The sequence below is a fragment of the Pseudomonas azerbaijanoccidentalis genome (assembly GCF_019145495.1).
Classification (GTDB): Bacteria; Pseudomonadota; Gammaproteobacteria; order Pseudomonadales; family Pseudomonadaceae; genus Aquipseudomonas; species Aquipseudomonas azerbaijanoccidentalis.
This window is the reverse complement of the sequence record NZ_JAHSTU010000002.1, coordinates 594,495-620,877: the sequence shown is the minus strand read 5'-3', so window position 1 is coordinate 620,877 and position 26,383 is coordinate 594,495. Positions and strand designations below refer to the sequence as shown.

General features: G+C 60.5%; 26 protein-coding genes. 17 read left to right on the top strand and 9 right to left on the bottom strand.

Annotation, left to right across the window (positions count from 1 at the left end; all coding sequences use genetic code 11):
* Positions 1–8: 8 nt before the first annotated feature.
* From KVG88_RS09370 to KVG88_RS09350, 5 genes are all read left to right on the top strand, one after another.
* Positions 9–1,349, top strand: a complete 1,341-nt coding sequence (locus tag KVG88_RS09370; RefSeq protein WP_217871175.1) for a KamA family radical SAM protein — start codon at positions 9–11, stop codon at positions 1,347–1,349.
* A 23-nt stretch (positions 1,350–1,372) separates the two neighbouring features.
* Positions 1,373–2,245 carry a branched-chain amino acid aminotransferase gene (locus KVG88_RS09365; protein WP_217871174.1) on the top strand — a complete coding sequence of 291 codons (873 nt, stop codon included), beginning with the start codon at positions 1,373–1,375 and terminating at the stop codon, positions 2,243–2,245.
* A 22-nt stretch (positions 2,246–2,267) separates the two neighbouring features.
* Positions 2,268–3,026 carry a TauD/TfdA family dioxygenase gene (locus tag KVG88_RS09360; RefSeq protein WP_217871173.1) on the top strand — a complete coding sequence of 253 codons (759 nt, stop codon included), beginning with the start codon at positions 2,268–2,270 and terminating at the stop codon, positions 3,024–3,026.
* A gap of 65 nt (positions 3,027–3,091) precedes the next feature.
* Entirely contained in the window at positions 3,092–4,051 is a 960-nt protein-coding gene (locus KVG88_RS09355; RefSeq protein WP_217871172.1) for a diiron oxygenase, read from the top strand.
* Positions 4,052–4,065: 14 nt separating this feature from the next.
* Positions 4,066–4,866, top strand: coding sequence for an N-acyl homoserine lactonase family protein (locus KVG88_RS09350; protein WP_217871171.1), 801 nt, complete (start codon positions 4,066–4,068; stop codon positions 4,864–4,866).
* Between the two features lie 89 nt (positions 4,867–4,955).
* Here the strand turns inward: KVG88_RS09350 and KVG88_RS09345 are convergent, their stop codons facing one another.
* The 4 genes from KVG88_RS09345 to KVG88_RS09330 all read right to left on the bottom strand — a co-directional run bounded on the left by KVG88_RS09345 (position 4,956) and on the right by KVG88_RS09330 (position 9,836).
* The gene (locus KVG88_RS09345) at positions 4,956–6,386 is read right to left on the bottom strand and encodes an aminotransferase-like domain-containing protein (RefSeq protein WP_217871170.1); all 1,431 of its coding nucleotides are present in this window, start codon (positions 6,384–6,386) and stop codon (positions 4,956–4,958) included.
* A gap of 224 nt (positions 6,387–6,610) precedes the next feature.
* A complete protein-coding gene (locus tag KVG88_RS09340; RefSeq protein ID WP_150701896.1) occupies positions 6,611–7,315 on the bottom strand; it encodes a hypothetical protein in 705 nt (234 codons plus the stop codon).
* A gap of 284 nt (positions 7,316–7,599) precedes the next feature.
* On the bottom strand, positions 7,600–9,120 hold the full coding sequence (locus tag KVG88_RS09335; protein ID WP_217871169.1) for a sensor histidine kinase: 1,521 nt from the start codon (positions 9,118–9,120) through the stop codon (positions 7,600–7,602).
* Positions 9,117–9,836, bottom strand: a complete 720-nt coding sequence (locus KVG88_RS09330; protein ID WP_217871168.1) for a response regulator transcription factor — start codon at positions 9,834–9,836, stop codon at positions 9,117–9,119. The genes KVG88_RS09335 and KVG88_RS09330 overlap by 4 nt, the downstream gene beginning before the upstream one ends.
* Before the next feature lie 165 nt (positions 9,837–10,001).
* On the opposite strand from KVG88_RS09330, the gene msrB reads away from it, so the two are divergent.
* Complete coding sequence (msrB, locus tag KVG88_RS09325; protein ID WP_217871167.1) at positions 10,002–10,520, top strand: peptide-methionine (R)-S-oxide reductase MsrB; 519 nt, start codon at positions 10,002–10,004, stop codon at positions 10,518–10,520.
* Between the two features lie 33 nt (positions 10,521–10,553).
* Positions 10,554–11,261 (top strand): peptide-methionine (S)-S-oxide reductase MsrA, encoded by a 708-nt coding sequence (gene msrA / locus KVG88_RS09320; RefSeq protein WP_217871166.1) that lies wholly within the window; start codon positions 10,554–10,556, stop codon positions 11,259–11,261.
* A 4-nt stretch (positions 11,262–11,265) separates the two neighbouring features.
* Here the strand turns inward: msrA and KVG88_RS09315 are convergent, their stop codons facing one another.
* Positions 11,266–12,279 (bottom strand): sensor domain-containing diguanylate cyclase, encoded by a 1,014-nt coding sequence (locus tag KVG88_RS09315; protein WP_217871165.1) that lies wholly within the window; start codon positions 12,277–12,279, stop codon positions 11,266–11,268.
* 74 nt (positions 12,280–12,353) lie between these two features.
* Positions 12,354–13,259, bottom strand: coding sequence for a LysR family transcriptional regulator (locus KVG88_RS09310; RefSeq protein WP_150701902.1), 906 nt, complete (start codon positions 13,257–13,259; stop codon positions 12,354–12,356).
* Between the two features lie 102 nt (positions 13,260–13,361).
* Here KVG88_RS09310 and KVG88_RS09305 point away from each other — a divergent pair, with 102 nt between their 5' ends.
* The gene (locus KVG88_RS09305; protein ID WP_217871164.1) at positions 13,362–14,537 is read left to right on the top strand and encodes an aspartate aminotransferase family protein; all 1,176 of its coding nucleotides are present in this window, start codon (positions 13,362–13,364) and stop codon (positions 14,535–14,537) included.
* 97 nt (positions 14,538–14,634) lie between these two features.
* On the opposite strand, the gene KVG88_RS09300 is transcribed toward KVG88_RS09305, so the two are convergent.
* The gene (locus KVG88_RS09300) at positions 14,635–15,117 is read right to left on the bottom strand and encodes a P-loop NTPase family protein (protein ID WP_150702061.1); all 483 of its coding nucleotides are present in this window, start codon (positions 15,115–15,117) and stop codon (positions 14,635–14,637) included.
* 4 nt (positions 15,118–15,121) lie between these two features.
* Positions 15,122–17,038: an alkaline phosphatase D family protein gene (locus KVG88_RS09295; RefSeq protein ID WP_217871163.1), complete on the bottom strand. Its 1,917-nt coding sequence runs from the start codon at positions 17,036–17,038 to the stop codon at positions 15,122–15,124.
* Positions 17,039–17,264: 226 nt separating this feature from the next.
* Between KVG88_RS09295 and KVG88_RS09290 the strand changes: the two genes are divergently transcribed.
* The 9 genes from KVG88_RS09290 to KVG88_RS09250 all read left to right on the top strand — a co-directional run bounded on the left by KVG88_RS09290 (position 17,265) and on the right by KVG88_RS09250 (position 24,617).
* Positions 17,265–17,744, top strand: a complete 480-nt coding sequence (locus tag KVG88_RS09290) for a hypothetical protein (protein ID WP_217871162.1) — start codon at positions 17,265–17,267, stop codon at positions 17,742–17,744.
* A 110-nt stretch (positions 17,745–17,854) separates the two neighbouring features.
* On the top strand, positions 17,855–18,118 hold the full coding sequence (locus tag KVG88_RS09285; RefSeq protein WP_217871161.1) for a hypothetical protein: 264 nt from the start codon (positions 17,855–17,857) through the stop codon (positions 18,116–18,118).
* A 107-nt stretch (positions 18,119–18,225) separates the two neighbouring features.
* Entirely contained in the window at positions 18,226–19,206 is a 981-nt protein-coding gene (locus tag KVG88_RS09280) for a quinone oxidoreductase family protein (RefSeq protein ID WP_150701907.1), read from the top strand.
* A 13-nt stretch (positions 19,207–19,219) separates the two neighbouring features.
* Positions 19,220–20,068: a TauD/TfdA dioxygenase family protein gene (locus tag KVG88_RS09275; protein ID WP_150701908.1), complete on the top strand. Its 849-nt coding sequence runs from the start codon at positions 19,220–19,222 to the stop codon at positions 20,066–20,068.
* A gap of 87 nt (positions 20,069–20,155) precedes the next feature.
* Entirely contained in the window at positions 20,156–21,208 is a 1,053-nt protein-coding gene (locus tag KVG88_RS09270) for a beta-keto acid cleavage family enzyme (protein ID WP_150701909.1), read from the top strand.
* A gap of 91 nt (positions 21,209–21,299) precedes the next feature.
* Positions 21,300–22,628, top strand: coding sequence for an MFS transporter (locus KVG88_RS09265; protein WP_217871160.1), 1,329 nt, complete (start codon positions 21,300–21,302; stop codon positions 22,626–22,628).
* Entirely contained in the window at positions 22,625–23,287 is a 663-nt protein-coding gene (locus KVG88_RS09260; protein ID WP_217871159.1) for a DsbA family oxidoreductase, read from the top strand. Before KVG88_RS09265 ends, KVG88_RS09260 begins: the two co-directional genes overlap by 4 nt.
* Positions 23,284–23,610, top strand: coding sequence for a Rieske (2Fe-2S) protein (locus KVG88_RS09255; RefSeq protein ID WP_217871158.1), 327 nt, complete (start codon positions 23,284–23,286; stop codon positions 23,608–23,610). Before KVG88_RS09260 ends, KVG88_RS09255 begins: the two co-directional genes overlap by 4 nt.
* On the top strand, positions 23,607–24,617 hold the full coding sequence (locus tag KVG88_RS09250; protein WP_217871157.1) for a YeiH family protein: 1,011 nt from the start codon (positions 23,607–23,609) through the stop codon (positions 24,615–24,617). The genes KVG88_RS09255 and KVG88_RS09250 overlap by 4 nt, the downstream gene beginning before the upstream one ends.
* Before the next feature lie 571 nt (positions 24,618–25,188).
* Here the strand turns inward: KVG88_RS09250 and KVG88_RS09245 are convergent.
* Positions 25,189–26,196, bottom strand: a complete 1,008-nt coding sequence (locus tag KVG88_RS09245) for an AraC family transcriptional regulator (protein WP_217871156.1) — start codon at positions 26,194–26,196, stop codon at positions 25,189–25,191.
* Positions 26,197–26,383: the final 187 nt, after the last annotated feature.

The following is a 26,383-nucleotide window of genomic DNA, read 5'->3' as shown; positions in this document are numbered from 1 at the left end:
GCGCTGCCATGCAAGGACTGTCGGAGCAGGAAAGATACAAACCCTATAACGCACGGACCATTCGCGACACACCTTATTGGGACAAGTTGACCCCGGCATTGCAGGAAGCCATGACCGTCGTGGCCCGGGTCATGCCGTTTCGCACCAACGAATATGTACTGGGCACGCTGATCGACTGGAACAACATCCCGGACGATCCGATTTTCCGCATGACTTTTCCCCACAAGGACATGTTGCTGGCGGACGAATACACATCGCTCAAGCACCTGATCGAGTTGGATGACGCCAGCGCCATCAAGCGGCGTATCGAGGCGATCTGGTTGCGCATGAACCCGCACCCGGCCGGGCAGCTGACGCACAACAACGCAACGCTCGACGGAAAAGTCCTCGCGGGCATTCAGCACAAGTACCGTGAGACGGTGTTGTTTTTCCCCGGTGCCGGTCAGACGTGTCACGCGTACTGCACGTTCTGTTTCCGCTGGGCGCAGTTCATCGGCGAGGAAGAACTCAAGTTCAATGCCCGTGAATCCCAGGAGCTGGTGAGCTATTTGCGGGTGCACACCGAGGTCACGGATGTGCTGATCACCGGGGGCGATCCGATGATCATGAACACCCGCTCGCTGGCGGGGTACATCGAGCCGCTGCTGGATTTACCGCACCTGAAGAGCATCCGCATCGGCACCAAATCCGTGGCGTATTGGCCGCAACGCTTTGTCAGCGACAAGGATGCGCCCGAGCTGCTGGAACTGTTCCAACGCATTGTCGCGGCGGGGAAAAACCTGTCGATCATGGGGCATTACAACCACCCGGTGGAGCTGCGCCAGGACATCGCCCGACACGCCGTCGAACGTATTCGCGCCACCGGTGCAACGCTGCGCATGCAGGCGCCGGTGATCCGCCACATCAACGAAAACCCGGCCGATTGGGCTGAGCTCTGGACCGAAGGCGTGCGGTTAGGCGCGGTGCCTTATTACATGTTCGTCGAGCGTGACACCGGCCCCAGTCATTACTTCGCGATGCCGCTGGCCAGGGCGTTCGAGATCTTCCAGGCGGCGTACCGCACGGTGTCCGGGTTGGCGCGCACGGTGCGCGGGCCGTCCATGAGCACCTTCTACGGCAAGGTGTTGATCAACGGCATCGAGACGGTCGCCGGGGAAAAAGTCTTCGTGCTGCAGTTTCTTCAGGCACGCGATCCGCAATGGGTGCTGCGCACGTTTTATGCGCGCTTCGACCCGCACGTGACCTGGTTCGATGACTTGCGCCCGGCATTTGGCGAGCGAGCGTTTTTCTTTCAGAGCGCACCCGAAGTAACCCCCGAATTGATACCGGTCCTGCTGCAAACGGCGTAGGACGATTTACAGGAGATAGGGACATGAGCGGTATCCCGTTTGATCAGCGCGAAGGATTGATCTGGCTCGATGGCGAGTTCGTCGAGTGGTCCCAGGCGCGCCTGCATGTGTTGACCCACGGCTTGCATTACGCGAGCACGGTGTACGAAGGGGAGCGTGTGTACAACGGCAAAATCTTCAAGCTGCGCGAGCACACCGAGCGGTTGTATCGCTCGGCGCAACTGATGGACTTTGCCATCCCGTTTGAACCCGCCGAGCTGGAAGCGGCGAGCCACGAACTGTTGCAGCGCAATAACGTTGCCGACGGTTATTTGCGCCCGGTTGCGTGGCGCGGCAGCGAGATGATTTCGACCTCGGCGCGATTCAATCGCGTGCATGTGGCAATCGCTTGCTGGCAATGGCCGAGCTACTTCGACCCAACCGCACGCATGGCCGGCATTCGCTTGAAAACCGCAACGTGGCGGCGCCCGCCACCCAGCAGCAGCCCTTTCGAAGCCAAGGCTTCGGGGCACTACCAGATCGCGACCCTGAGCAAACACGACGCCGAGAACAACGGCTACCACGACGCCTTGATGCTCGACTGGCGCGGCCACGTTGCCGAGGCCACCAGCGCCAATGTGTTCTTTGTCAAAGGCCGGACGTTGCACACGCCGGTAGCGGATTGTTTCCTCGACGGCATCACCCGGCAGACCGTCATCGAGCTGGCGAAAGCGCTGGATTACCAAGTGCTCGAACGGACGATTCTGCCGGCTGAGCTGGGCGACTTCGATGAGTGTTTTCTCACCGGCACCGCCGCTGAAATCACCCCGGTGCAGAGCATCGACGAGCAGCACTACCAACCGGGCAATGCCTGCCGCGATTTGATCGCCGCTTACACCTCAACCGTCAACGCCTGAAACAACAGCCAGGAACCACACCATGTCAGATCAAGGGATTGTTGCGTCTACACCCTACGTTTCACTGGGCCATCGTCATGAACAATTGTCGGCGCAGGGCTGGACGGTGCTCACCCCGGGGGAATTTGCCCACGATGTTGTCGGAACGCTGCACGAGTTCGGCCCGGTCATTCCGCAGTTCAATGGTCAGACGGCGTTTGCCATCACTCGCAAGCCGGGCTACGAAGACTTGCCGTATTCCCAAAGCATGAACGGCATCGGCCCACACACCGAAGCGCCGGTGTACGGCCCACCGCCGCGTTACCTGGCGTTGCATTGCCATCAGCAGGCCACGTGTGGTGGTGGGCACACGGGGCTGGTGGACGGTTATGAGTTCCTGAAGTCGCTTGAGCGATCGGAACCGGAACTGCGCGAATGGCTCGACGACACGCCTGTGGAATTTGTCGCCACCGCCAAGCCTGGCGAGCCGGCGCAGACCCGCGTCAAGGAATACATCCTGACGCCCACCGAAGACGGCGATATTTTTCGCTTCAGCTACAACCAGTTTCACTACGGCGACGTGAATCCTTCGAAGGAGGCGTTGCAGCAGTCGCAGGTGGCCAACAACGCCTCGCCACTGGCGCGGATTGCCGTGCTCGGTGAAGCCTACTTTGTCGAGCACAACACCCCGGTGCTGATTCCCGACGGCTGCCTGCTGATTTGGGACAATTGGCGGATGATCCACGCCCGCAGCCGATACACTGACCCGGCGCGCAACCTGACCCGCTATTGGCTGGCCTGATTTTTCCGTCGCCCTTCTTTTTTCGGCGTACCCCTGGCGGGTACGCGCTTTACAGGTATCGCGTCATGCAAACAGCAATCGAGATTGCCCAGGTCGATCATCAACTGATCGTGCGGCTCAATCAGGCCTGGACCAAGCGTGCCACGGTCTGCGCGCCCGACAAGGCCCAGGTCAACGAAGTGTTCGACCCGGCACGCCCGGATTACCCGGAGTGCATGGTGCCGTTTTTCCATCACCCGGCATTCCAGGCCTTGAGCGACGAACTCAAAAGCAGCGTGGTGACCTGGGGCTGGATCGGCTACAACCTGCGCACCGTGACCGCCGAGGAACACGTGGTGAACCCAGCGCTGAGCGTCATCGCCAACCAATACCTGGGCAAGGACGACTGGCATTTTCGCGAGGCGATGCAGCAGACGTTGATCGACGAGCATTACCACACGCTGATGCACCTGCGAGCCATCGAGCGGACCAAACTGGACCGTGCACTGGATCAGGATCTGGACTTGCCACCCTCGGTCACCTACCTGCGGCTGAAGTCCCTGCGTGAAGAACTGCCGGAGCAGTGGCAGCGGGATCTGGCGGCGATCACCTTCGCAGTCGTGGCCGAGATCAGTGTGAACGCTTATCTTGATTTGCTGGCGGATGACCAGACCATCCAACCGCAAAACCGTCGCGTGGCCGAGCTGCACAACCGTGACGAGTATGCGCACAGCAAGGTGCTGGCCGAGGTGGCCAAGGTCATGTACGCCAACATGCAGCCTGAGCAGCGGGCGTTTTTCGCCAGTCATTTGTCGGTGGCGCTGAGTGCTTTTATCGCTCAGGACTACTCGATGTGGGAGGCGATCCTGACGCAACTGGGCGTTGAGGACGCGGCGTTGATCATTGCCGACACCCGCGAAAGCAACAAGAACGCGACGATCATGCGTGACTACAGTGGCCTGCATAAACTGGCGCACGACCTGGGCATCAGCGAGCAGATCGACTTCGATTTTCGCCCAACCCTCAAAACCACGGCGGCGGCCTGAATCCGGAGGTGTGCATGTCCATTCCCGCTTACGAAGTGTTCGCCATCCGGGTCGGCGCCAACGCGCAACGTACCGCCCGTGAGAACTTTCTCTACGACGCCTGCTGCGGTGATCCGAACGCGCCGATGCCGCTGGATTACTACTTCTGGGTCATTCGCAACGAGCAGCAGGTGATCGTGGTCGACACCTGTTTTCAACCGGCCACGGCGGACCGGCGCAATCGCCAGATGTATCGTCTGCCGGAAGAATCCTTGCGGCAACTGGACATCGATCCGGCGCAGGTCGAGCACTTGATCCTCACGCATCTGCATTGGGATCATGCCGGCAATCTGGGGCTGTTTCCGAAAGCCACGGTGCATTTGCAGGAGGCTGAATTGCGCTTCTGCACCGGGCCGAAAATGAGCCACCGCACGGTGAACAAAACCTACGAGGTCGAAGACGTGATGTCGGCGCTGCCGCCGCTGTTCGAAGGGCGGATGCGTTTGCACAACGGCACGGTTGAGGTGATGCCCGGCGTGACGTTGCACGCGGTGGGCGGCCATACGCCGGGCAGTCAGGTGGTGCGTGTCAACACCGAGCGTGGCTGGATTGTATTGGCCTCGGATGCGGCGCATCTGTGGGTCAACATCCGCGAGCGCAGCCCGTTTCCAATCATCGACGACCTGGCGCAAAGCCTGGAAGCGTTCAGCGAAATCGACCGTCTGGCCGACAGCGAAGACCACGTCATCCCCGGCCACGACCCGCTGATTGCCGAGCGTTTCCCGCACTGGAATGATGATCCGCATATAATTTGCCTGCATCAACCTCCGATTTAACACCAACCCCCTGTAGGAGCTGCCGCAGGCTGCGATCCTTTTTCAAGATCAAAAGATCGCAGTCTGCGGCAGCTTCTACAGGGTTCGGGTCAGCCCTGGTTTTTGAGGAGATGGCCCAACGTTTCCAAGGCCTCATCAATCCTCGCTGAATACGGCGCCCCACAACCAATCCGCACAAAGTGCTCAAAACGCTTGGCGTTGGAAAAGATATCCCCAGGTGAAATCTGGATGCCGACGTTCAATGCGTCATGAAAAAGCGCCATGGATGAATACTGCACCGGCAATTCCACCCACAGCAGCGTGCCGCCCCGGGGTTGGGTGACGAGGGTGCCCTCGGGGAAGTAATGGGTAATGGCGGCGCTCATCTTTTGACGCTGTTGGGTCAGGGTTTTTCTCAAGCGCCGCAGATAGCGTTCATATGACGGCGTGCCCATGAACGCACTGACCGCCAGTTGCGAGAGTTTTTCGCAGCCACGGGTCTGGGTGTGTTTGAGCATCTCCACGCGGTCGTGCCATTTGCCGGCGCTGATCCAGCCCAGGCGCAGGCCCGGGGCCAGGGTTTTGTTCAGCGAGGCGCAATAGATCACGTTGTCGGTGCGATCCCAGTGCTTGAGGGTCGACAGCGGTTGCTCGGTGTCCACCAGATCACCGTAGGTGTCGTCTTCGATCAGCACCGTGTCGTGCTCGGCGCACAGCTTCACCAGCCGGGCCTTGTGGCTGTCGGGCATGATGCTGCCCAGCGGATTGTGCAGATTGGGCATGACGATCAGCGCCTTGATCCGCTCGGGGCCTTGCAGCAGGTGTTCGAGTGCCGGCAGGTGGATGCCCGCGTGGGCCGAGGCCGGGACTTCCAGCACCCGCAGGTTCAGGCTTTCGAGAATTTGCAGCAGGCCGTAGAAGGTCGGCGACTCCACGGCCACGGTGTCGCCGGGGCGGGTCACGGCACGCAACGCCAGATTGATCGCTTCGGTGGCTCCGTTGGTGATCACAATGCGTTCTGCAGTCAGGTGGGTTTTGGCGGTCAGCATGCGGCGGGCAAGGACGTTGCGCAGCGCAATATTGCCGCTGGTCGCACCCGTGGTATCGAGCAAATGCTGATCCTGGCGCAAGGTCTTGATCATGGTGTCCTGCAAGACTTTCAGCGGGTAGAGCGACGGTGCGCAATAGGCACTGGCGAAGTTGACCTTGATCGTCGCCCGCTGGCTGGCCTTGAGCACCGCCGACACTTGCTCATGAATGCCGACGTAGACACCCATGTCCAGCGGCGTGGGCAGGGGAGGCGGGGCGGGTTTGGTCGGGGTGTCGGGCTGGCGAATGTAATTGCCCGAACGCGGCCGGGCCTCCAGCACGCCATAGTCTTCAAGCTCCCGGCACACCTGCACGGCGGTCGACAGGCTGACGGCGTGTTTCTCCATCATCAGCCGTATCGAGGGCATGCGCTCGCCGGTTTTCAGGGTGCCGCTGCGGATGGCATCCAGGTAATGATTGGCCAACTGACGGTACAGAGGGAGCGTGTTCATGATGACCTCGGCAGTCGCACCACTGAGGTCCCTGGCTGGCAAGTGAATTGACGCTCCACGACCGTTTCAGGACCGGCGGACCCGTGGTGCAGGTGGGTGAAAACAAGCGTGGTTCTGCTGTCGATACTGGAAGACTAATCATGCTTTTGCTCGAATCGCGGGCAATAAAAAGCCCCGCACGGGGGCGGGGCTCTGGAGGCTGCGGCGCTTGTGGCGCTGGGGCGTTACTGCGCAGCGATGCTGTAGCCATCGAACGCCGTCTGCTGTTGCAGCGCGGTGATGATGTTCTTGCGGTTGACGGCTTGTTCGCTGCCGGCATTGTCCAGGAAGGTCTCGCTTTCCAGTTCCGCTTCGTCGCCTTCGCCAACAAAGGTAAAACCGAGGAATTCCAGGGCTTCACGGTCGACGCTCAGGCGCGAGCGCGGGGTGCGCAACGGCAAGGTCACGCTGATGCCGTCCTTGCTGATGGTGAACACTTCGACTTCTTTTTTGGCCTTGGCGGCTTTGCTCTTGCCGCCGCTTGGGTTGCTGATGGCCTGGTGAGTCTGGTTCAGCACTTTCAGGGCCAGGCCGTAGACGATTTCCTGGAACGCCGGGTCGTCCTTGAAGCTGGACAGGATGCGGCTGATCGGGAACTTGCTGCTCAGGTCTTCGAGGGCGGCAATGTCGGCGGCCTCGGCGTCCTTGAGTTGCTTGAGTTCGCCCATCAGTTCGTAGGCTTTGTCATCGTCGAAGCTGTCGTGGGCCTGGCGGATGGCGGCACGCAGTTCGCGGATCTGGTCGCTTTCGCGAGTGGACTGGAAAGCGTCCAGCACCATCTCGCTGATGGTTTTTGCCTGAGGCACGTGTTGTGAAAGATTGATGGAGTTTTCGTATTCCGCTTTGGACGACAAGGTGACTACGGATTCAGCGGTATTGGAATCGGACATTGAAATTTCACTACTTTTTTAGCTTGAATTGGGGCGAGAAAGCACGGGAGCTTTTTCAGGTCGCCTAATCTATTGGACCGGGGCGACGTTGTCACGACCCAACAGGCCAACGGACGATTTCACCGGGTCGCGACTAATCGAAAAGACGGGGTGTATTGGCCGACGTCATCGCTGGCAAGCTAGCTCCCACAGTGATTTAGGTTGTCCGCAGATCTTGCGTACACCCACTAACCCTGTGGGAGCGGGCTTGCCCGCGATGACGGCCTTCCATCCGCCACAACTCTTCAGGTTTGCCGCGGGGTATTCAGGTTCATCGACCGCACCGCCAACGCTGTTGCCGTTTCCTCATCGATCGGCAACGAAAACCGAAACGTCGCCCCGCGCCCCGGCACATCAATCAACTGAATCTCGCGGCCATGCAATTGCAGGATGCGATGCACGATCCGCAGTCCCAATCCGCCATCACGCCGTGCGCCGCCGATATTGAACGGCCGCAGGAACAACCCTTCGCGCAGTTCCGGGGCAATACCCGACCCTGTATCGCTGACGGTCACTTCGATAAACGACCCTTGCGGGCGCAACCCCAGTTCCACTTCACCCCCCTGCGGCGTATGGCGCAGGGCGTTGTCGAACAGGTTGGTCAGCACCCGCTCGATCAAACCCAGATCGGCACAGGCCGCCGATACGTTCGGCGCGAACGTGGCTTTCAATTCGACCTGACGCGCTTCGGCGGTGAGTTCGAATTTCTGGAAGATGTCCTGAGCCAGATCGGTCAGCGAAAATCGCTCCAGCACCGGCTGTACAAAACCATGCTCCAGCCGTACCAGTTCCAGCAGCGATTGCGCCAACCCACCGACCTTGCGGCTCTGATCCAGAGCGATGCCCAGATAGCGGCGGCGGTCGGCGGGGGACAGTGTGGCGTCCTTGAGGGACAGGGTTTCCAGATAGCCGTGCAGTGAGGCCAACGGCGTGCGCAAGTCGTGGGAGATGTTCGCCACCAGTTCGCGGCGCTCCTGATCCTGACGGGTCAACGAGCGCCACTGCTCACCGAGGCGCGCCTGCATCTGCCGGAACGTGGCGTCGAGGATGGCGATTTCATCGTGGCTAGCGGTTTTTTCCACGGGGACGGGCAGGGCGGGAGTGACCGGGACGCCGTCAATGTCGAAGTGGCTGACGGTGTCGGTCAAACGCCGCAACGGTCGGGTGATCAAGGCAAACGCGGTCAGACCGGCAATCAGGCACAACAACGCGACCAAGCCTATGGACAGCAACGCAGTATTGAGCGCGGCGCTGGTTGCACCGCGTTCGGCCAGTCGATCATGGTCTTCACCGAGCAGCACCACGTAAAGATAACCGGCCGGTTTGCCATCGACCTTCAGCGGCGCGGCGCTGAACACTTTGCGTGCATCGACGCTGCGCGGATCGTCGCCAATTATCGGCAGCGCATCGCCCCGCAGCAGGCGCTGGATTGGCGCCAGGTCGAGGCGTTCGCGACGAATCCGGCCTTCGGGCGCGGCGCTGCCGACAATCTTGCCCTCGGTGTCGAGCAGGTACACCTCAACGCTCGGGTTAACCTGCATCAGCTTGCTGAACAGGTCACGCACGGCATTGGGCATCAGGCCCTGGTTGTCCATCAGTACCGTGTCACTGGCAATGTGTTGCGCCAGGTCCCGCGACAAGCCTTGCACCACTTCCTGTTCATGCATCTGGTTGGAGCGCACCTGCATCCATGCCGACGTGCCGCAGCACACCAGCAACAATACAGCGAACACCAGCGACAGGCGCTGCGTGAGCGTCAGCCTCATGGCTGTGATTCCTCCCCGGTGGCGAATTTGTAGCCACGGCCCCAGACCGTGAGGATGCGCACCGGTTGCGCGGGATCGGCCTCGATCTTGGCGCGCAGACGGTTGATATGGGTGTTGACCGTGTGCTCGTAGCCTTCGTGGCTATAGCCCCACACGGCATTGAGCAAGTCCATGCGCGAAAACACCTTGCCGGGCTGGCGGGCGAAAAAGTAAAGCAAGTCGAACTCCCGGGGCGTGAGGTCCAGGCGCCGTCCGTCGAGGGACACTTCGCGGGTGATCGGGTCGATGGCCAGACCGTCGATGAGCAGGCTGCCGGCGTCCATCTTCAGGTTGCGCGCCATGGCGTCGACCCGGCGCAGCAGGGCTTTGACCCGCGCCACCAGTTCCATCATGGAGAACGGCTTGGCCAGGTAATCGTCGGCACCGAGTTCCAGGCCGAGAATCCGGTGCATTTCGCTGGAGCGCGCGCTGGTGATGATGATTGGCGTGTAGCGCGCCATGGCCCGGGCGCGCCGGCAGATTTCCAGGCCATCGACACCGGGCAGCATCAGGTCGAGGACCAGCGCATCCCAGTTGCCTTGCTGCAGCAGGCGCATGCCTTCGTCGCCGTCGGCGCTGTGCACCACCTCGAATTGCTCATCACGCAGATGCAGGCAAATCAGGTCGGCGATGTGCATATCGTCCTCGACCACGAGAACGCGTTTGGTCTGTTCCATCCTGCTCATCCTTCGGCGCATTGGGCCCATTGAATTGCCCAGGCATTGTGCGGGTTTTTCGGGGCCTGAGTTATCACGAATTGTTTAACTTCCCGTGAGGATTTGGCGATCACCCCAAGCCTAGGCTGTGCTCCATGAAACACCCTGGTTTTTTGGGAGGCACCTATGTTTTCACGACGGCAATTTCTTGTAGCAGGTGGCGGGCTGGGGGTTGCAGCCCTGGCGATTGGGCTGTTGCCGAAGTTTTCTTCAGGCACGGCAGTGATCAGCGAAGCCGAGGCAGCGCAGGTATTCGAAGTGACCCACAGCGACAGCGAATGGCACACGATCCTGAGCGACGAGCAATACGAAATCCTCCGCGAAGAGGGCACCGAACGCGCGTACAGCAGCCCGCTGAACAACGAGCACCGTGACGGCACGTTCGCCTGCGCCGGCTGCCAGTTGCCGCTTTTTTCCTCGGCCACCAAGTTCGACAGCCGCACCGGTTGGCCGAGTTTCTGGGAGCCGCTGGACAAGGCTGTGGCCACCCGACAGGACCGCACCTTCGGCATGGTCCGCGAAGAAGTGCACTGCCGACGTTGCGGCGGGCATTTGGGGCATGTCTTCGATGACGGCCCGAAACCCACTGGCCTGCGTTATTGCATGAACGGTCTGGCGATGAAGTTCGAACCGCGGACTGTCTGATTTTTGCCCCTTGGATTACTCAGGAGTGCCCACATGAAAACCCTGTTCACCTGGCGCCGTACGCTGTTGGCAATCGCCACCGTCGGCGTGATTGGCCAATGCTCTGCGTTCTCTTTTGGGGGCGCCGAAGAGGCGGTGATCATTCCACCGCCGACCCTTGATGAAACCACACAGGCCCACAGCGAAACGGCAGTGTTCGCCGGCGGTTGTTTCTGGGGCGTGCAAGGGGTGTTTCAGCACGTAAAAGGCGTGAAAGACGCGGTGTCCGGTTACGCCGGTGGCGCGGCCAACACGGCGCAATACGAGCGTGTCAGCAACGGCAATACCGGGCACGCGGAGGCTGTCGAAGTGACGTTCGATCCGAACCAGGTCAGTTACGGCACCTTGCTGCAAATCTACTTTTCAGTGGCACACAACCCGACCGAACTCAACCGCCAGGGTCCGGACACCGGCACCCAATACCGCTCGGCGATTTTCACCAAAAGTCCTGAGCAGCAAAAAGTCGCCCAGGCCTACATAGCCCAGCTCGATGCAGCCAAATCGTTCAGCAAGCCGATCGTGACCAAGCTGGAAAGCTACAACGGGTTTTATGCGGCGGAGGAAGAGCATCAGGACTTTTTGACCGAGCATCCGACCTATCCCTACATCGTGATCAACGACTTGCCGAAAGTGGCGCAGCTCAAACAGCTGTACCCGGACCGTTATCAGGAACAACCGGTGCTGGTGAAGGACGGGATCTAAGGACTTATCCCGATATTACATTCTTGCCGGCGATTTTCGAGCGGTACAACGCCTGATCGGCCCGGGCCATCAGGCCGGTTTGTTGTTCTTCGTCGAAGCGCTGGACCACGCCGAAACTCATGGTCACCTGAAAATCCCCCACCGGCAGCAATTCCGAGAGGCCATGGCGGATTTTCTCGGCCAGGGTTCGGGCTTCGGCCAATGAGGTGTTGGGCAGCGTCATGATGAATTCGTCGCCGCCCCAGCGAGCCAGCAGGTCACCTTCGCGCACGAAGCGTTTGACGTTCTCGACCACCTGCACCAACGCGGCATCGCCCAAGGCATGGCCGTAGTGATCGTTGATGGTCTTGAAGTCGTCGATGTCCATGGCGATCAACGACAGCGGCTCGCGAAAACGCTGGGCGCGCTCGCAGGACTGAGGCAGCACCTGTTCCAGGCGATAGCGATTGGCGATAGAGGTCAGTGTGTCGGTTTGCGCCAGTTTGCGGTTTTCTTCGAGTTGCAGCTGCAACTGTTGATTGACCCGTGACAGTTCGCGAGTGCGTTCATCAACCAGTGCTTCGAGGGAATGATTGCGCCGTTCCAGTTCTTCGAACAGGCGTCGCTTGTCTTCAATGCTGCGGTGCGCACCGATCATCCGGGCGACCGAGCCGTCGGCATTGCGCGCCAGGATGTGGCCGCGGTCTTCGATCCACAGGTAATCGCCATTGTGCATGCGGCAGCGGTATTCGGCCTGATAGCCGCTGGCGCGCTGGCTCAAGTAGTCGTCAAACAGGGCCATGACGCGCGGGTAGTCATCGGGGTGGATGACGTTTTCCCAGGTCAGCACATTGTTGTCCAGGGAGTGAGGCGTGTAGCCCAGCATCTCGTACCAGCGCGCCGTGCGGTAGACGAAACCGGTGTTGGCGTTCCAGTCCCAGATGCCATCGCTGACCAGTTCCAGGATGGTGTGCAGCGTATCGTCATTCATGTCCGACACGTTGAACTTCAATGGCTCGATACTCGATGCCTCACCCATCTGTGCTCTCCCTGGCGTGGCGCTATCAAAAAATCCGCTGAGCCCGCAGATTAGTGCATGGCGCATTCGGCCTGCTAGTGCTTGCCCCACATCTGCACGGCAAAGTCGACGAAACGACGCAGTTTGGGCAGTCGATAGCGGTCCTGGGCGTAAACCAGGTGCATTGGTCGGCTGGGCGGGCAGTAATCGGGCATCAACGCCAACAGTTTTCCGTCCCGCAGATCCTGTTCGACCAGCGCGTCGGGCATCATCACGATGCCCATGCCGGTCAATGCCGCCTGATGCAGCCCGGCCGAGCTGTTGATTAGCAACGGCCCGCTGACCCCCACGCTGACTTCACCGTCAGGCCCGGCCAGGCGCCATTCCTTTTGCACCGATTGCCAGTCGTCCCCGGCCGGGTAGGCAAACGACAGGCAGTCATGGTGCCGCAGGTCATCAGGGGTTTGTGGCGTGCCGCGACGGGCCAGGTACTGCGGTGAAGCGCACATGGTCAGGGTGTAGTCGATCAGCGGACGAGCGATCAGGTTGGAGGGTTCCAGCGCGCCGAGGCGAAAGGCGACATCCAGACCATTTTCCATCAGGTCCGGGCGACGGTTGGTCAGCACCACGTCGAATTTTACTCGCGGGTTTTGCAGGCTGAATTCACTGAGTGCCGGCGCCAGGCGCTCGGTGCCGAAGGTCAGCGGGGCGGTGATGCGCAGGCTGCCGCTTGCTTCATCCAGGGCCAACTCGGCCAGGCGCTCGGAGTCCGCCACCAGCCCCAGCACCTCCAGGCAACGCTGGTAATACGCACTGCCGAACTCTGTCAGGCGCTGGCGCCGCGTGGTGCGATGTAACAGGCGTACGCCCAGCCGCTGCTCCAGGGCCTTGAGGTGATTGCCGACCATGGTCGTGGACATTTCGCACTGGAAAGCGGCGGCGGTCATGCTGCCGGTCTCCACCACTTTCACGTAAACGCTCATTGCCTGGAATAAATCCATTATCAAGCTCAACTTTAAAATGATTGAAGTGTTGCAGCGTTTATCCAGCTCGGGTGGCTAACCATACTGCAAAAACACCGACCATTGATGGAGCTTGATGTCATGACCGCCGCCTGCCTGATGAGCACTTACCAACCTCTGGCATTGAGTTTCAACAAAGGCCTGGGCACTCGCCTGTGGGATCAGGCCGGTCGTGAATACCTCGACGCGGTCGCTGGCGTGGCGGTAACCAATGTTGGCCACTCCCACCCGAAAATCGTTGCCGCCATTACGGAGCAGGCCGGGTTGTTGCTGCACACCTCGAACCTCTACAGCATCGACTGGCAACAGCAGTTGGCGCACAAACTCACTCGGTTGTCGGGCATGGACCGGGCGTTCTTCAATAACTCCGGAGCCGAGGCCAACGAAACGGCACTGAAAATCGCCCGGCTGTACGGTTGGCACAAAGGCATCGAGCAACCGCTGGTGGTGGTCATGGAGAACGCTTTCCACGGCCGCACCCTCGGCACGTTGTCCGCCAGCGATGGCCCGGCCGTGCGGCTGGGCTTCAACAAATTGCCGGGCGACTTCATCAAGGTGCCGTTTGGTGATCTCAAGGCTTTGGACAACATTCGGCAATCGCACGGCTCGCGCATCGTGGCGATCCTGATGGAGCCCATCCAGGGTGAGAGCGGTGTGCAACTGGCGCCGCCCGGTTATCTCAAGGCGCTGCGCGAGCGGTGCGACCGGCACGCGTGGCTGCTGATGCTCGACGAGATCCAGACCGGCATCGGCCGCACCGGCCAGTGGTTCGCTTTCCAGCACGAAGGCATCGTCCCGGACGTCATGACCCTGGCCAAAGGCCTGGGCAACGGCGTGCCCATCGGCGCCTGCCTGGCCCGTGGCAAAGCTGCCGAACTGTTTACGCCGGGTAGCCACGGCAGCACATTTGGCGGCAATCCGCTGGCCTGCCGGGTCGGTTGCACCGTGCTGGATATCGTTGAAGAGCAAGGCCTGCTGGAAAACGCCCGGCTTCAGGGCGAACGGCTGCTGGACAGATTGCGCTTGGAGTTGGCCGACAATCCCAATGTGCTGGCGATCCGCGGGCAGGGCCTGATGATCGGCATCGAACTTAAACAGCCCATTCGCGACCTGAGCCTGATCGCCGCCAGGGATCATGGCTTACTGATCAATGTCACGCGGGGGCAGATCATTCGGCTATTGCCGCCACTGACCATTGATGAGCGGGAGGTGGGGATGATCGTCAGAGGGCTGGAGCGGGCGCTTAATGTGGCTTGAAAAGGTCTCCATGTAGGAGCTGCCGCAGGCTGCGATCTTTTGATCTTAACGATTCCAGCCACGCTCAAGATCAAAAGATCGCAGCCTGCGGCAGCTCCTACAATTGCCTGATCAATGCATTCATTTCAACCCGATCCTTCAGCAGGATCTTAGAATCGCCAAAGCCTTCATAGATCCGCCGATGCGCCGCAAACCCACTCGACCCATCACGCGTTCGATAGCTGCCGGCCCATTCCAGCAATGCAATCAATCGCTCGTCGTCCTTGGTTTCCCGCTGGCGAATGTTGTCGACGCACACTTCATCTTCAACACACAACCAGATCAACGCCGTCGCCCTGTGGATAACTTCGCTGACGATCCAGCCATACACCCCTTCGATCACCCAGCAGGGTTCATCGGCCGCGATCCGCGCCATGCCCAAGGCTTCGGCGCGGGGGCGGGGGATGCTGTGTTCGTCGCAGAGCCAGTGAATGCGGTCGAGGTCGGTCCAGGGTGCGTGGAGATGCTCAGCCAGCCGCTGCGCGAGCCAGCTTTTACCGGAGCCGGAATTGCCGATGATCAGGGTTCGGGTGAGGTCCAGTCCTTCAGTCATCATCTTCAGGGGCGACCATCCGCGTCTTCGGCGAGCCGTTCGAGTTGAGCTGAAAAATATCCTGTGGCTGTCCTTTCTCATTGAAGAACACTTGGCCGATCCCCGCCGAATTCCACAGCCGCTCACCCGCTTCAGCATGCTCCGGAACGTGCGGCACGATGCGCATGCGCCGACGTTTGGTCAGCCAGTTCAACGGTGAACGCGGCGAGTACAGCCAGCGGTTAAGGCGGTCGAACCATTCCAGCAGCGCTGGCGGGAATTCGTTCTTGATCCCGCTGCTGGTGATCTGCCAGATGCGCGGCCCAGCCTTGCGATGGCGGATCAGCACTTCGTAGACGAAGGAGTAATGCACATCGCCGGACAGCACCACGTAGTTACCCGGTGTGCGCGAATGGCGGAAAATGTTCAGGATCACCTGCGCCGCGCCGCGATGGGCCATCCAGTTTTCTGCGTCCACCAGCAGTGGATAGCCGAACCAACTGAACACCCGTTGCACTGTTTCGATCAGTTTCACGCCGAACACCGGCGCCGGTGAAACGATGATCGCGCTCGGATGATCCAGCAGCTCCTGTTGCAGTTCGCTGAGGGCTTCCCAGTCGAGCAGGCCGGAAGGCTGCTTGAGATTCATCTCGCTGCGCCAGCGCCGCGTGCGGGTGTCGAGCACCACCATGGCGGGCGTGGTGGGCAGCACGTAATGCCAGTGCTGAAACCGCAAAAGCTCATCGATCAAACCGTCCTGGACGTCGCTGTCCAGATAACGGTCGTGCCCGGTGGCGCTGAAGGCGCGGGCCTTTTCCACGACGTCGCCAAATGCGTCCGGGTTGTTACCCCAGCCCTGGCACAGCATGTAGGCGATCAAAGCGTTGCCGATGATGCGTTTAGAGAACGGATGGCCGTAGGCCGTTTCTTCCCATTGCGCGGAAAGATTCCAATCGTCGGTAATGTCGTGGTCGTCGAAGATCATCAACGTCGGTACATGCGCCAGCGCTCGCGCGACGTTGCTCAGGCCAGCCTTGAAGCCGTCAATGCGCGTCTGTTCCAGCGCATAACGCTCACGGCGTTCCTTGATCAGTTTTGGCGGCTTTGGCGCGATCAGTGTCCAAGGCGTTGGCGACCATACCAGCAGGTACATCGCCATGACTTCAGCAAATGTCACCAGGTGATTGTCGGCACTGCTGCTGGTGAAAATCGGCTTGCGCGCCCCGCCGAAGAAGCGATCACGCAGGGTTTCGTTGCTTTTGAGCGCTGGCAGCAAATCGGCGCGGTGGTAGTAGCAGGCAGCGTGGCCATACAGCGCGGCGCTGTCGCTGACCACGGCCCCTTCGAGGTGCTCGCCGAACAGCCCCAGCCGCTCGATCAACTCGTGAATCGCCCGCAGCATCGGCCCGGCAACGTCATCGGCGTACACCTGATCGCCGCTCATCATCAACAACGCCGGGCGATCCCCAGCTTGGTGTTCTTGCGCCAACAGGTTATCGACGCACAGCAAACCGTCGGTCGCCGGGTGATGCGGCTTGCGGCAGGAGCCGTGCAGCAACTGGTCGACGCGAGAACGCAGGACGAAGTTCGGGCAATCGGCCTCGCTGTACAGCAAATGAGGCGCCCAATTGGCGACGCCTTTCCCGTCGACCAGCAGGTCGTATTCGATACGTTCGTCGCAAGGCAGGGCGGTGTCCAACGGCACATCGATCAAATGCACAAAGGCGTGAGTACCCACCGCAATCACCGTGCATTGCCCGTCGTCGAGACGGATATCGGCGACGCCCTGCAACCGCAACGTCAGCTCCAGCGCACGGGACCCCACCAGCCACATCACCAGTCGCGAGGGCTCCAGCCGCCGTAACAGCGGGCCGGCGAGGACGGGTGGCAATGGGGTTTGATGTTCAGGCAATTGCAATGGTACGGGCATCCGGGGCAAGGCTCTTGGCGCACAGGTGGCGGATGATACCGCAGATGGTTTGGGTTGCCTGTTGAGCATTACGGGCTATTGCACAAGGAGTGCCCGTGCCAGGAGATAAGGGATCGAAAAGCGGTTTTTGATAGATGGGTTTTGTGGGGCGTTATAGGTTCGAGTCAGCCGATTTTTTAATGGTGGTGCAGGTTGAATTGAGTTTATTCAGAAGCGGAGGTGGTTAATGACGTTTGCGGTTAATGGGTCTTCCCCAACAAGAGTCTCTGCCAGCAATGACGATGTCGCCTTTAAGCTGGCATCGAAGATGATTGAAGAATTTCAATCGGCTAAACAAAGTTGTTTGGGGTTGATTGTAGTGTTTAAAGATCCTGCTACGTCGAACGTGGATAAACTAAGGCTTCTGGGGGAGACAAAGCCAGTTCTTGCCCGAATGGCAGATAATTTGGTGTTGGCTGGCGCAAATAAGAGCTTTGCGAGCAATAGTTCTGACGATAGTAAGGGTTACCTCATAGAAGCAGCCGATCTTCTCATCCAAGATGCAAAATCGGATGCCGACAAGCTTAAAACGCTACGCAATACATATGTGGCTAGCCTACCTCCCGATCCGGCCGTGACCGAGTCGGATAAAAAAGCGGGTGAACACGCGGAAAGAAAAACCGTAAGTTTTGAGTGGCGGGCTAATAAGTACGATGGAACACCTTAAAAACATTTGAGTAAACTCATGGGTGGTTGCCTTCGCAACCACCCCGTCCTTCGTATTTGATCAATCCACTAGAATTTGCATATGACCCTCCCGACCATCAGTAGCGTGAAATGAGCAAATTCATCCTCCCAGCACTGGCCATTTTGCTGCTGGCCCAGTCCCCGGCCCATGCCATCAACGACAAGTACCGCAAGCAACTGGAGAAGTCCGGCTGCACCCAGACGAGCGAGTTGCAGGGTTGCGATATCCACAAGACCAAGGCCGAAAACGCCAAGGCAGGCTTCACCAACCCCGCAGCACCGGCTGCTGGCGAAAAAACCAAAGCGCCGAGCACTGACACAAAAGAAGGAGCCGCCCCGCCTGTCACCAAATGAAAAGCCATTGTCGTCTGATGAGAAGCGTCTCAACAGGCCTCGTCCTACAGTCCAATCAGCGCAATTCGATGCAACACGCCCATATTGCAGATTGGAGAATAAGAAAAATGGCTAAAGCCGTACGCTTTTACGAAACCGGTGGTCCTGAAGTCCTGCGTTACGAGGATGTTGAAGTCGGCGACCCTGGTCCGGGCCAGGTCCGTCTGCGGCATGTGGCGGTCGGCCTGAACTATGCCGACACCTACTTTCGCAATGGCACTTACCCGATCCCGATGCCCAACGGCATGGGCGTCGAGGCTTCCGGCGTGGTCCAGGCCATTGGCGAAGGGGTGACCAATGTCCAGGTGGGGGACCGCGTCACGTACACCGGTTTTCTCAACACCCTCGGCGCCTACAGCACCGAGCGACTGATCCCGGCAGCGCCGCTGATCAAACTCCCCGAAACCATCAGTTTCGAAACAGCAGCCGCCATGACCATGCGCGGCTTGACGTCTTCGTACCTGATGCGCCGCATCTACGACTTCAAGGCTGGCGACAGCATCCTGTTGCATGCCGCCGCTGGCGGTGTCGGCCTGATCGTTTCACAGTGGGCCAAGCTGCTCGGGCTGAACGTGATCGGCACCGTGTCCACCGAGCAAAAGGCTGAAATCGCCCGCGCTCACGGTTGCGACCACACGATCAACTACAGCCATGAAGACGTCGCCGCGCGCGTTCGTGAATTGACCGACGGCGTGGGCGTCAACGTGGTGTTCGACAGCGTTGGCAAGAACACTTTCATGGGCTCGCTGGATTCGTTGAAACCCCGTGGCCTGATGGTTTGCGTGGGGACCGCGTCCGGGCCGATCCCGGCGTTCGACCCGGTGATGCTGGCGATGAAAGGCTCGCTGTACCTGACCCGTCCGGCCCTGGCCAACTACATCAGCGACCCGGCCGAAAAGGCCGAGCTGGCCGGTGAGTTGTTCGACCATGTCGGCAGCGGCCGGATCAAGATCGAGATCAACCAGCACTACGCGTTGCAGGACGCTGTGCAGGCTCACCGTGATCTTGAATCGCGCAAGACCACTGGCTCGTCGATCTTCGTCATTTAAGGAGCTGCCAGCCATGAAAGTCGAACAATTAACCTGCACCATTGGCGCCGAACTGATCGGCGTCAACCTGGCCGATGCGGTACATGACGACGGTCTGTTTGCCGAGATCCGAGCCCAGTTGCTCAAGCACCGCGTGGTGTTCCTGCGCGATCAGGACATCACCCGCGCCGAGCACGTCGCCTTCGCCCGGCGCTTCGGCGAGCTGGAGGATCACCCGGTGGCCGGCAGCGATCCGGAGCATCCGGGCCTGGTGCAAATCTACAAGCGTCCGGACCAGCCGGCGGACCGCTACGAAAACTCCTGGCACAGCGACGCCACCTGGCGCGAAGCCCCGCCGATGGGTTGTGTGCTGCGTTGCGTCGAGTGCCCGCCGGTGGGCGGCGACACCATGTGGGCCAACATGGTCGAGGCTTACGCGCGTTTGCCCGAAGACGTGAAGGTAAAGATCGCCGACCTGCGCGCCCGTCACAGCATCGAAGCGAGCTTCGGTGCGGCCATGCCCATCGAAAAACGCCTGGCACTCAGGGACAGGTTTCCGGATGCCGAGCATCCGGTGGTGCGCACGCATCCCGAGACCGGCGAGAAAGTGCTGTTCGTCAACGCCTTCGCCACACACTTCAGTAACTATCACACCCCGGCGCGGGTGCGTTTCGGCCAGGACGCCAACCCCGGCGCGAGTGAGCTGCTGCGCTACCTGATCAGCCAGGCGTACATCCCTGAGTATCAAGTGCGCTGGCGCTGGAAGCCCAACAGCATCGCCATCTGGGACAACCGCAGTACCCAGCACTACGCCGTCATGGATTACCCGCCGTGCCATCGCAAGATGGATCGTGCCGGGATCATCGGCGACAAGACTTACTGATTCACCGCCTCTGCATTCGCTCTCGTAAACACGCCTGCCCGGCGCGACCCCGGGTGGGCGGGACAATCATAAGAACTGGAGTAACCCATGCAATTCTTCGACGATTCCCTGCACCCGGAAAACATGGAAAAGGTAGTCATTACCGTGGCCCCGTATGGCCCGGAGTGGATGCCCGAAGACTTCCCGGAAGACATCCCGCTGACGATGGACGAGCAGGTCCAGAAAGCCGTCGACTGCTATGAAGCCGGCGCCACCGTACTGCACCTGCACGTGCGTGAACTGGACGGCAAGGGCTCCAAGCGCCTGTCGAAATTCAACGAGCTGATCGCCGGTGTGCGTGAAGCCGTGCCGGACATGATCATCCAGGTTGGCGGTTCGATTTCCTTCGCCCCGGAAAGCGACGGTGAAGCGGCCAAGTGGCTGTCCGACGACACCCGTCACATGCTGGCCGAGCTGACGCCGAAACCGGATCAGGTCACCGTGGCGATCAACACCACGCAAATGAACATCATGGAGCTGCTGTATCCGGAGTACCTCAAAGGTACGTCGCTGGACAACCCGATGATCCACGCCGCCTACAGCGAAATGACCGTGCCGGCGGGCCCGGCCTGGGTGGCCGAGCACCTCAAGCGCCTGATGGACAACGGCATCCAGCCGCACTTCCAGTTGACCGGCATGCACGCCCTGGAAACCCTCGAGCGCCTGGTGCGCCGTGGCGTTTACAAAGGCCCGTTGAACCTGACCTGGATCGGCATCGGCGGCGGCTTCGACGGCCCGAACCCGTTCAACTTCTTTAACTTTATCCACCGCGCGCCGGACGGTTGCACCCTGACCTCCGAATCGCTGCTGAAAAACGTCATGCCGTTCAACACCATGTCGATGGCCATGGGCATGCACCCGCGTGTTGGCAATGAAGACACTATCATTGACCACAAGGGCGATCGTTTCGGCTCGGTGGCGCAAATCCAGCAAACCGTGCGCATCGCCCATGAACTGGGTCGCGAAATCGCCACGGGCAAAGAAGCCCGTGAGATCTACCGCATCGGTGTGCAGTACGACAGCATCGAAGAAACCCTGTTGGCCAACGGCATGGCGCCCAACCGCAAGGCTGGGCAAAAAGGTGTGCCGCAACGCGGCTGACCGATACGGCGAACGAGCGGCCGTGACCGCTCGCTCGCCGCTTTGCTACACGCTTGATAACAACAATAAAACGAAGCTTTGAGGAGGCTGCATGGCCTTTCACCCAATCGCCGACGACGATGACTCCGGTGGAGTTGTTGTTGCGCGTAAATATGCCTGGATCGTCTTCGCCCTGACGTTCGGCCTGTTGATTTCCGATTACATGTCGCGTCAGGTACTGAACGCGGTGTTCCCGCTGCTCAAGAGTGAGTGGTCGTTGAGCGACGGACAGCTTGGCCTGCTCAGTGGCATCGTCGCGCTGATGGTCGGGCTGCTGACGTTTCCCCTGTCGCTGATGGCCGACCGCTTCGGCCGGGTCAAGAGCCTGGCGCTGATGGCGATGCTCTGGAGCCTGGCGACCCTGGGTTGCGCATTGGCTCAGGATTACCAGCAGATGTTCATCGCGCGCTTCATGGTCGGCGTCGGCGAGGCGGCCTACGGCAGCGTCGGCATCGCGGTGGTGATTTCGGTGTTCCCGAAACACATGCGCGCCACCTTGGCCAGTGCCTTCATGGCTGGCGGGATGTTCGGTTCGGTGTTGGGCATGGCGCTGGGTGGTGCGATTGCGGCCAAGCTGGGCTGGCGCTGGTCGTTTGCCGGCATGTCGCTGTTTGGCCTGTGCCTGGCGGTGCTTTATCCCCTTATCGTCAAGGAAGAGCGCATCGCCCCGCAGCGTGCGGCGCAGATCGCGAACAACACGGCGGCCGCGGTCAAGCGTCCTCTGCGCACGTTGTGGTCCAGCCGTTCGGTGGTGGCGACCTACGTCGCCAGCGGCTTGCAGCTGTTCGTCGGCGGCACGGTGATGGTGTGGATTCCCAGCTACCTCAATCGCTACTACGACATGCCCACCGACAAGGCCGGGGGTATGTCGGCGATCATCGTGTTGTGCAGCGGCGCGGGGATGATCCTGTGCGGCATGCTCAGCGATCGCCTGTGTCGCCACTCGCCTGAGCGCAAGGTCAGCCTGGCCATCGGCTTTTGCCTGGGCAGTTGTCTGTTGCTGTCAGCGGCGTTTGCCTTGCAGGCCGGGCCGTTGCAACTGGCGCTGATCTGCCTGGGCATGTTGATCGCCACCGGCACCACCGGCCCGTGCGGTGCGATGGTCGCCAACCTGACCCATTACTCGGTCCACGGCACGGCGTTCGCCACGCTGACCCTGGCCAACAACATGCTGGGCCTGGCGCCGGGGCCGTTCATCACGGGCCGGGTGTCCGACCTGATCGGCCTGCATGCCGCGTTTCAACTGGTGCCACTGGTCAGCCTCGCGGCGGCAGCGGTGTTCTTTTATGCCAAGTGTCATTACCACAAAGATATTGCCCGTCTTCAGGGTCAGAGCGTTTCTGAGCCTGTCAGCGAAGCCGGGATCGAGGTGAAGTTGTGAGTCGTCGTTTACGTATTGATGTGTTTTTCGATTTTATCTGCCCGTGGTGCCTGATCGGCAAACGCCAACTGGAGCATGCGCAGGTGCAGTTTCGCAGTCGCCATCCCGATGTGCAGATCACCACGGCGTGGCACGGCGTGCAGCTGCTGCCGCAGTTGCCGTTGGAGGGTGAGCCGTTCGCCGATTTCTACCGCAAGCGCCTGGGCAATGCCGATGCCATGACCATGCGCCAGGCCCAAGTCCAGGAGGCCGCCCGGGCGGTGGGATTGAACATTGACCTGAGCCGCATCGAGACGATGCCCAACACTGCAGACGCCCATCGTTTGTTCGCTCGCGTCAACGAACTGGGCAATCCGGCGCAGCGTGAAATGTTGTTGGAGCGCATGTTCGCTGCCTACTTCCAACGGCGCGAAAACCTCGGTAACCGGGAGACCTTACTCACCATTGCCCGCTCCTGCGGTGTCGATACAGACGCGGTGCTCGATTGCCTGAAAGGCGATGCCACGCCCTTTGACGCCTCGCCGGGCGCCACCAGTGGCGTGCCGAGCTTTCAGTTCGATCGGCGCATGACCGTGATCGGCGCACAACCGGCCCAGGCGCTGCTCGGGGCCATGAACGAAGCCCTCAAGGAAAGCGAGCGCGAGCGGCAGCCGGCATGACCCGGCGCATTCCCGTACCTGCCGGCAAATACCCGCAGGCCGGTGGTCGCGCATTGTTCGAATTCGAAGACAAAAGCCTGGCGTTGTTCAACGTCGACGGGCAGCTGTTTGCCATTGACGACAGCTGTCCGCATCAAGGCGCTTCGCTGTGCGGCGGACGTCTTGAGGGGCGGGTAATTCAGTGTCTCGCCCATGGTTTGCGCTTCGATTTGCGCAGTGGTTTTTTGCTCAATTCCACGCTCGTCAAAGTCAACAGCTACCCGGTCGAGATCACCGACGACCAGGCGTTTATCGTTATCACTTGCGAGGAGTCCGCGCCATGAGCGCCATCGCTCTCACCCGTATCCACAGCCGCACGCGCGAACTGGCACCGGGGTTTATCGTCAGCCTGATCGTGGCGGCCGCCGCGTCGTTTTTGTCCGAGCACTACGGTGCACCGGTCATGCTGTTCGCCTTGCTGTTGGGCATGGCCCTGAATTTTCTTGCCGATGACGGCCCGTGCAAGGCCGGGGTCGAATTTACGGCGCGCACGGTGCTGCGCATCGGCGTGGCACTGCTGGGGATGCGCATCACCCTGGAACAGATGGCCGCGCTGGGCTGGAAGCCGATTGCACTGGTGGTGATTCTGGTGGTGGTGACCATCGGCGTGTCGGTGATTGCGGCCAAGGCGCTGGGTTTTCAGCGATTGTTCGGCATGCTGACGGGTGGGGCGACGGCGATCTGCGGCGCGTCGGCGGCGTTGGCACTGGCGGCGGCGCTGCCGAATCATCCGCAGAAAGAGCGGGCGACGTTGTTCACGGTGATTGGCGTTTCGGCGCTGTCGACGATGGCCATGATTGTCTATCCGATGATTGCCAACTGGTTGGAGTTGTCGCCGCAGGTGGCGGGGGTATTCCTCGGCGCGACCATTCACGACGTGGCCCAGGTCGTTGGCGCGGGTTACAGCATGTCCACCGAAACCGGCGACACGGCCACCGTCGTGAAGCTGATGCGCGTCGCCATGCTGCTGCCAGTGATCGTCACCGCCGCGATGATCACCCGCATGCAAGGCGCCGATCCGACCGGTAAACGTCCGCCATTGTTGCCGTGGTTCGCCGTCGGGTTCCTGATCCTGGCGTGCATCAACAGCACCGGTTGGGTGGCCCCGGCGGTGCAGGGTTCGGTGAACGAACTGTCGCGCTGGTGCCTGGTGATTTCCATTAGTGCGCTGGGCATGAAAACCCGCTTGCGCGAGCTGGCCGCGGTGGGGATCAAGCCGATTTTGCTAATGGTGGGGGAGACGGTGTTCCTTGTCGTGCTGGTGCTGCTGTTACTGCGCTGGGGCATGTAACCAACCCTTGTAGCAGCTGGCGAAGCCTGCGTTCGAGGACGCAGTCCTCGCAAACTGCATCGGGCAGACGACTGCTGCGCAGCCGATCGCAGCCTCGCCGGGGCTCGACAGCTGCTACAGGCGGGTACTGCCAGACACAATACCTGTGGGAGCTGGCCTGCCGGCGATAGCGGTCTGACATTCGACATTGATGTCGACTGACACTCCGTCATCGTGAGCCTGCTCACTCCTACAGGGGAGGCATTTCAATTTCGCTCTTTGCGGCGACTGTGCCAGCGGTCGCCGTTTTTTTTGAGCTACGCAACCACCCTTTGTAGCAGCTGGCGAAGCCTGCGTTCGAGGACGCAGTCCTCGCAAAATCGGGATTCGCGGTGCATCGGGAAGACGACTGCTGCGCAGCCGATCGCAGCCTCGCCGGGGCTCGACAGCTGCTACAGGCGGGTGCTGTCAGACACAAAACCTGTGGGAGCTGGCCTGCCGGCGATAGCGGTCTGACATTCGACATTGATGTCGACTGACACTCCGCCATCGCGAGCAGGCTCGCTCCTACAGGGGATTGCGTTTTTTGCTGTCAGGACGGTTTTTGTTTCTGCGCCCGCCATGTCGCCGGCGGCATGCCGAACTGGCTGATAAACCATCGGGTAAACGAACTCGCCATCGAATAGCCCAGCATGTCGGCGATCCGGCTCAGCGGATAATTCGGGTTGTCCAGATAACGCAGAACCAGATCGCGGCGTACGTCGTTGATCACGTCATTGAACGCACAACCGTCGTCCTTCAGGCGGCGCTGCAGCGTGCGCACGTTCATGCCCTGGCTCTGGGCGACTTGTTCGATGGTGGCGCGGCCCATGGGCAGCAGCAGGTAGATGGCCTTGCGCACTTCGAACAGCATGGAGGTGCCTTGATTACTCTGCAGCGAGTCGAGGTAACTTTGCGCGTAGCGGGCCATGGCCGGGTCGGCGTTGGGGTTTGTCATGTCGAGGCTGGCGTCGGAGCAGACGATGCCATTGAACTCGCTGCCGAACTCCAGGGTGCAACCGAACAACCGGCGGTGCAGGTGCAGGTTGTCCGGGGCCTGGTGCATGAAGTTGACGCTGTAGGGATGCCAGTGTGATCCGAGCAGTGCCGAGCACAGGCGAAACATCACGCCGATGGCCAGCTCGGTGGCCTGGCGGCTGGGCATCGGCGTTTCAGTCACCACCTCTTCGCGAATGATCACCATCTTGCCGGCCTCTTCGATGAAGATCGCCAGCGAGTCATTCATCAAATGCCGGTAATGCACCACCACCTGCAAAGCATCGCGCAGCGTGCGTTGATGGCTGAGCAACAGGCTGACCACGCCAAAATCCGAGAGCTGGCGCGACTCGGCCATGCTCAGGCCGAAGGTCTGGCAACCGCTGGCGGCGGCTGAATCCTCCAGCAAACGCACGGCAGAATCGATGGGGATGCGGTGTTCGGGGGCCAGCAATTGAGCCCTGCTCAGGCCGACGGCGGCCAATGCATCGCGCGGGTTGAAGCCCAGATACTGGGTGACCTCCAGGTAGTTGGTCAGTACAGCGGCGCGAACAAGCTTGGACATGCGTGGGTCTTCCCTGGGCCGATGGCGAATGGCATGAGCGAGGCGACTATATCCAGCGCATCGACTGTTGAACAGTTGTCTTGTCGTCGATGGAATTCCCGCCGGCCTGTGCCGAATCGGCGTGGTGGCGGGCGCAATACGGGCTCCATGCGTTGATTACAGTGATCCTGCGCCAACTCGCGGGGTT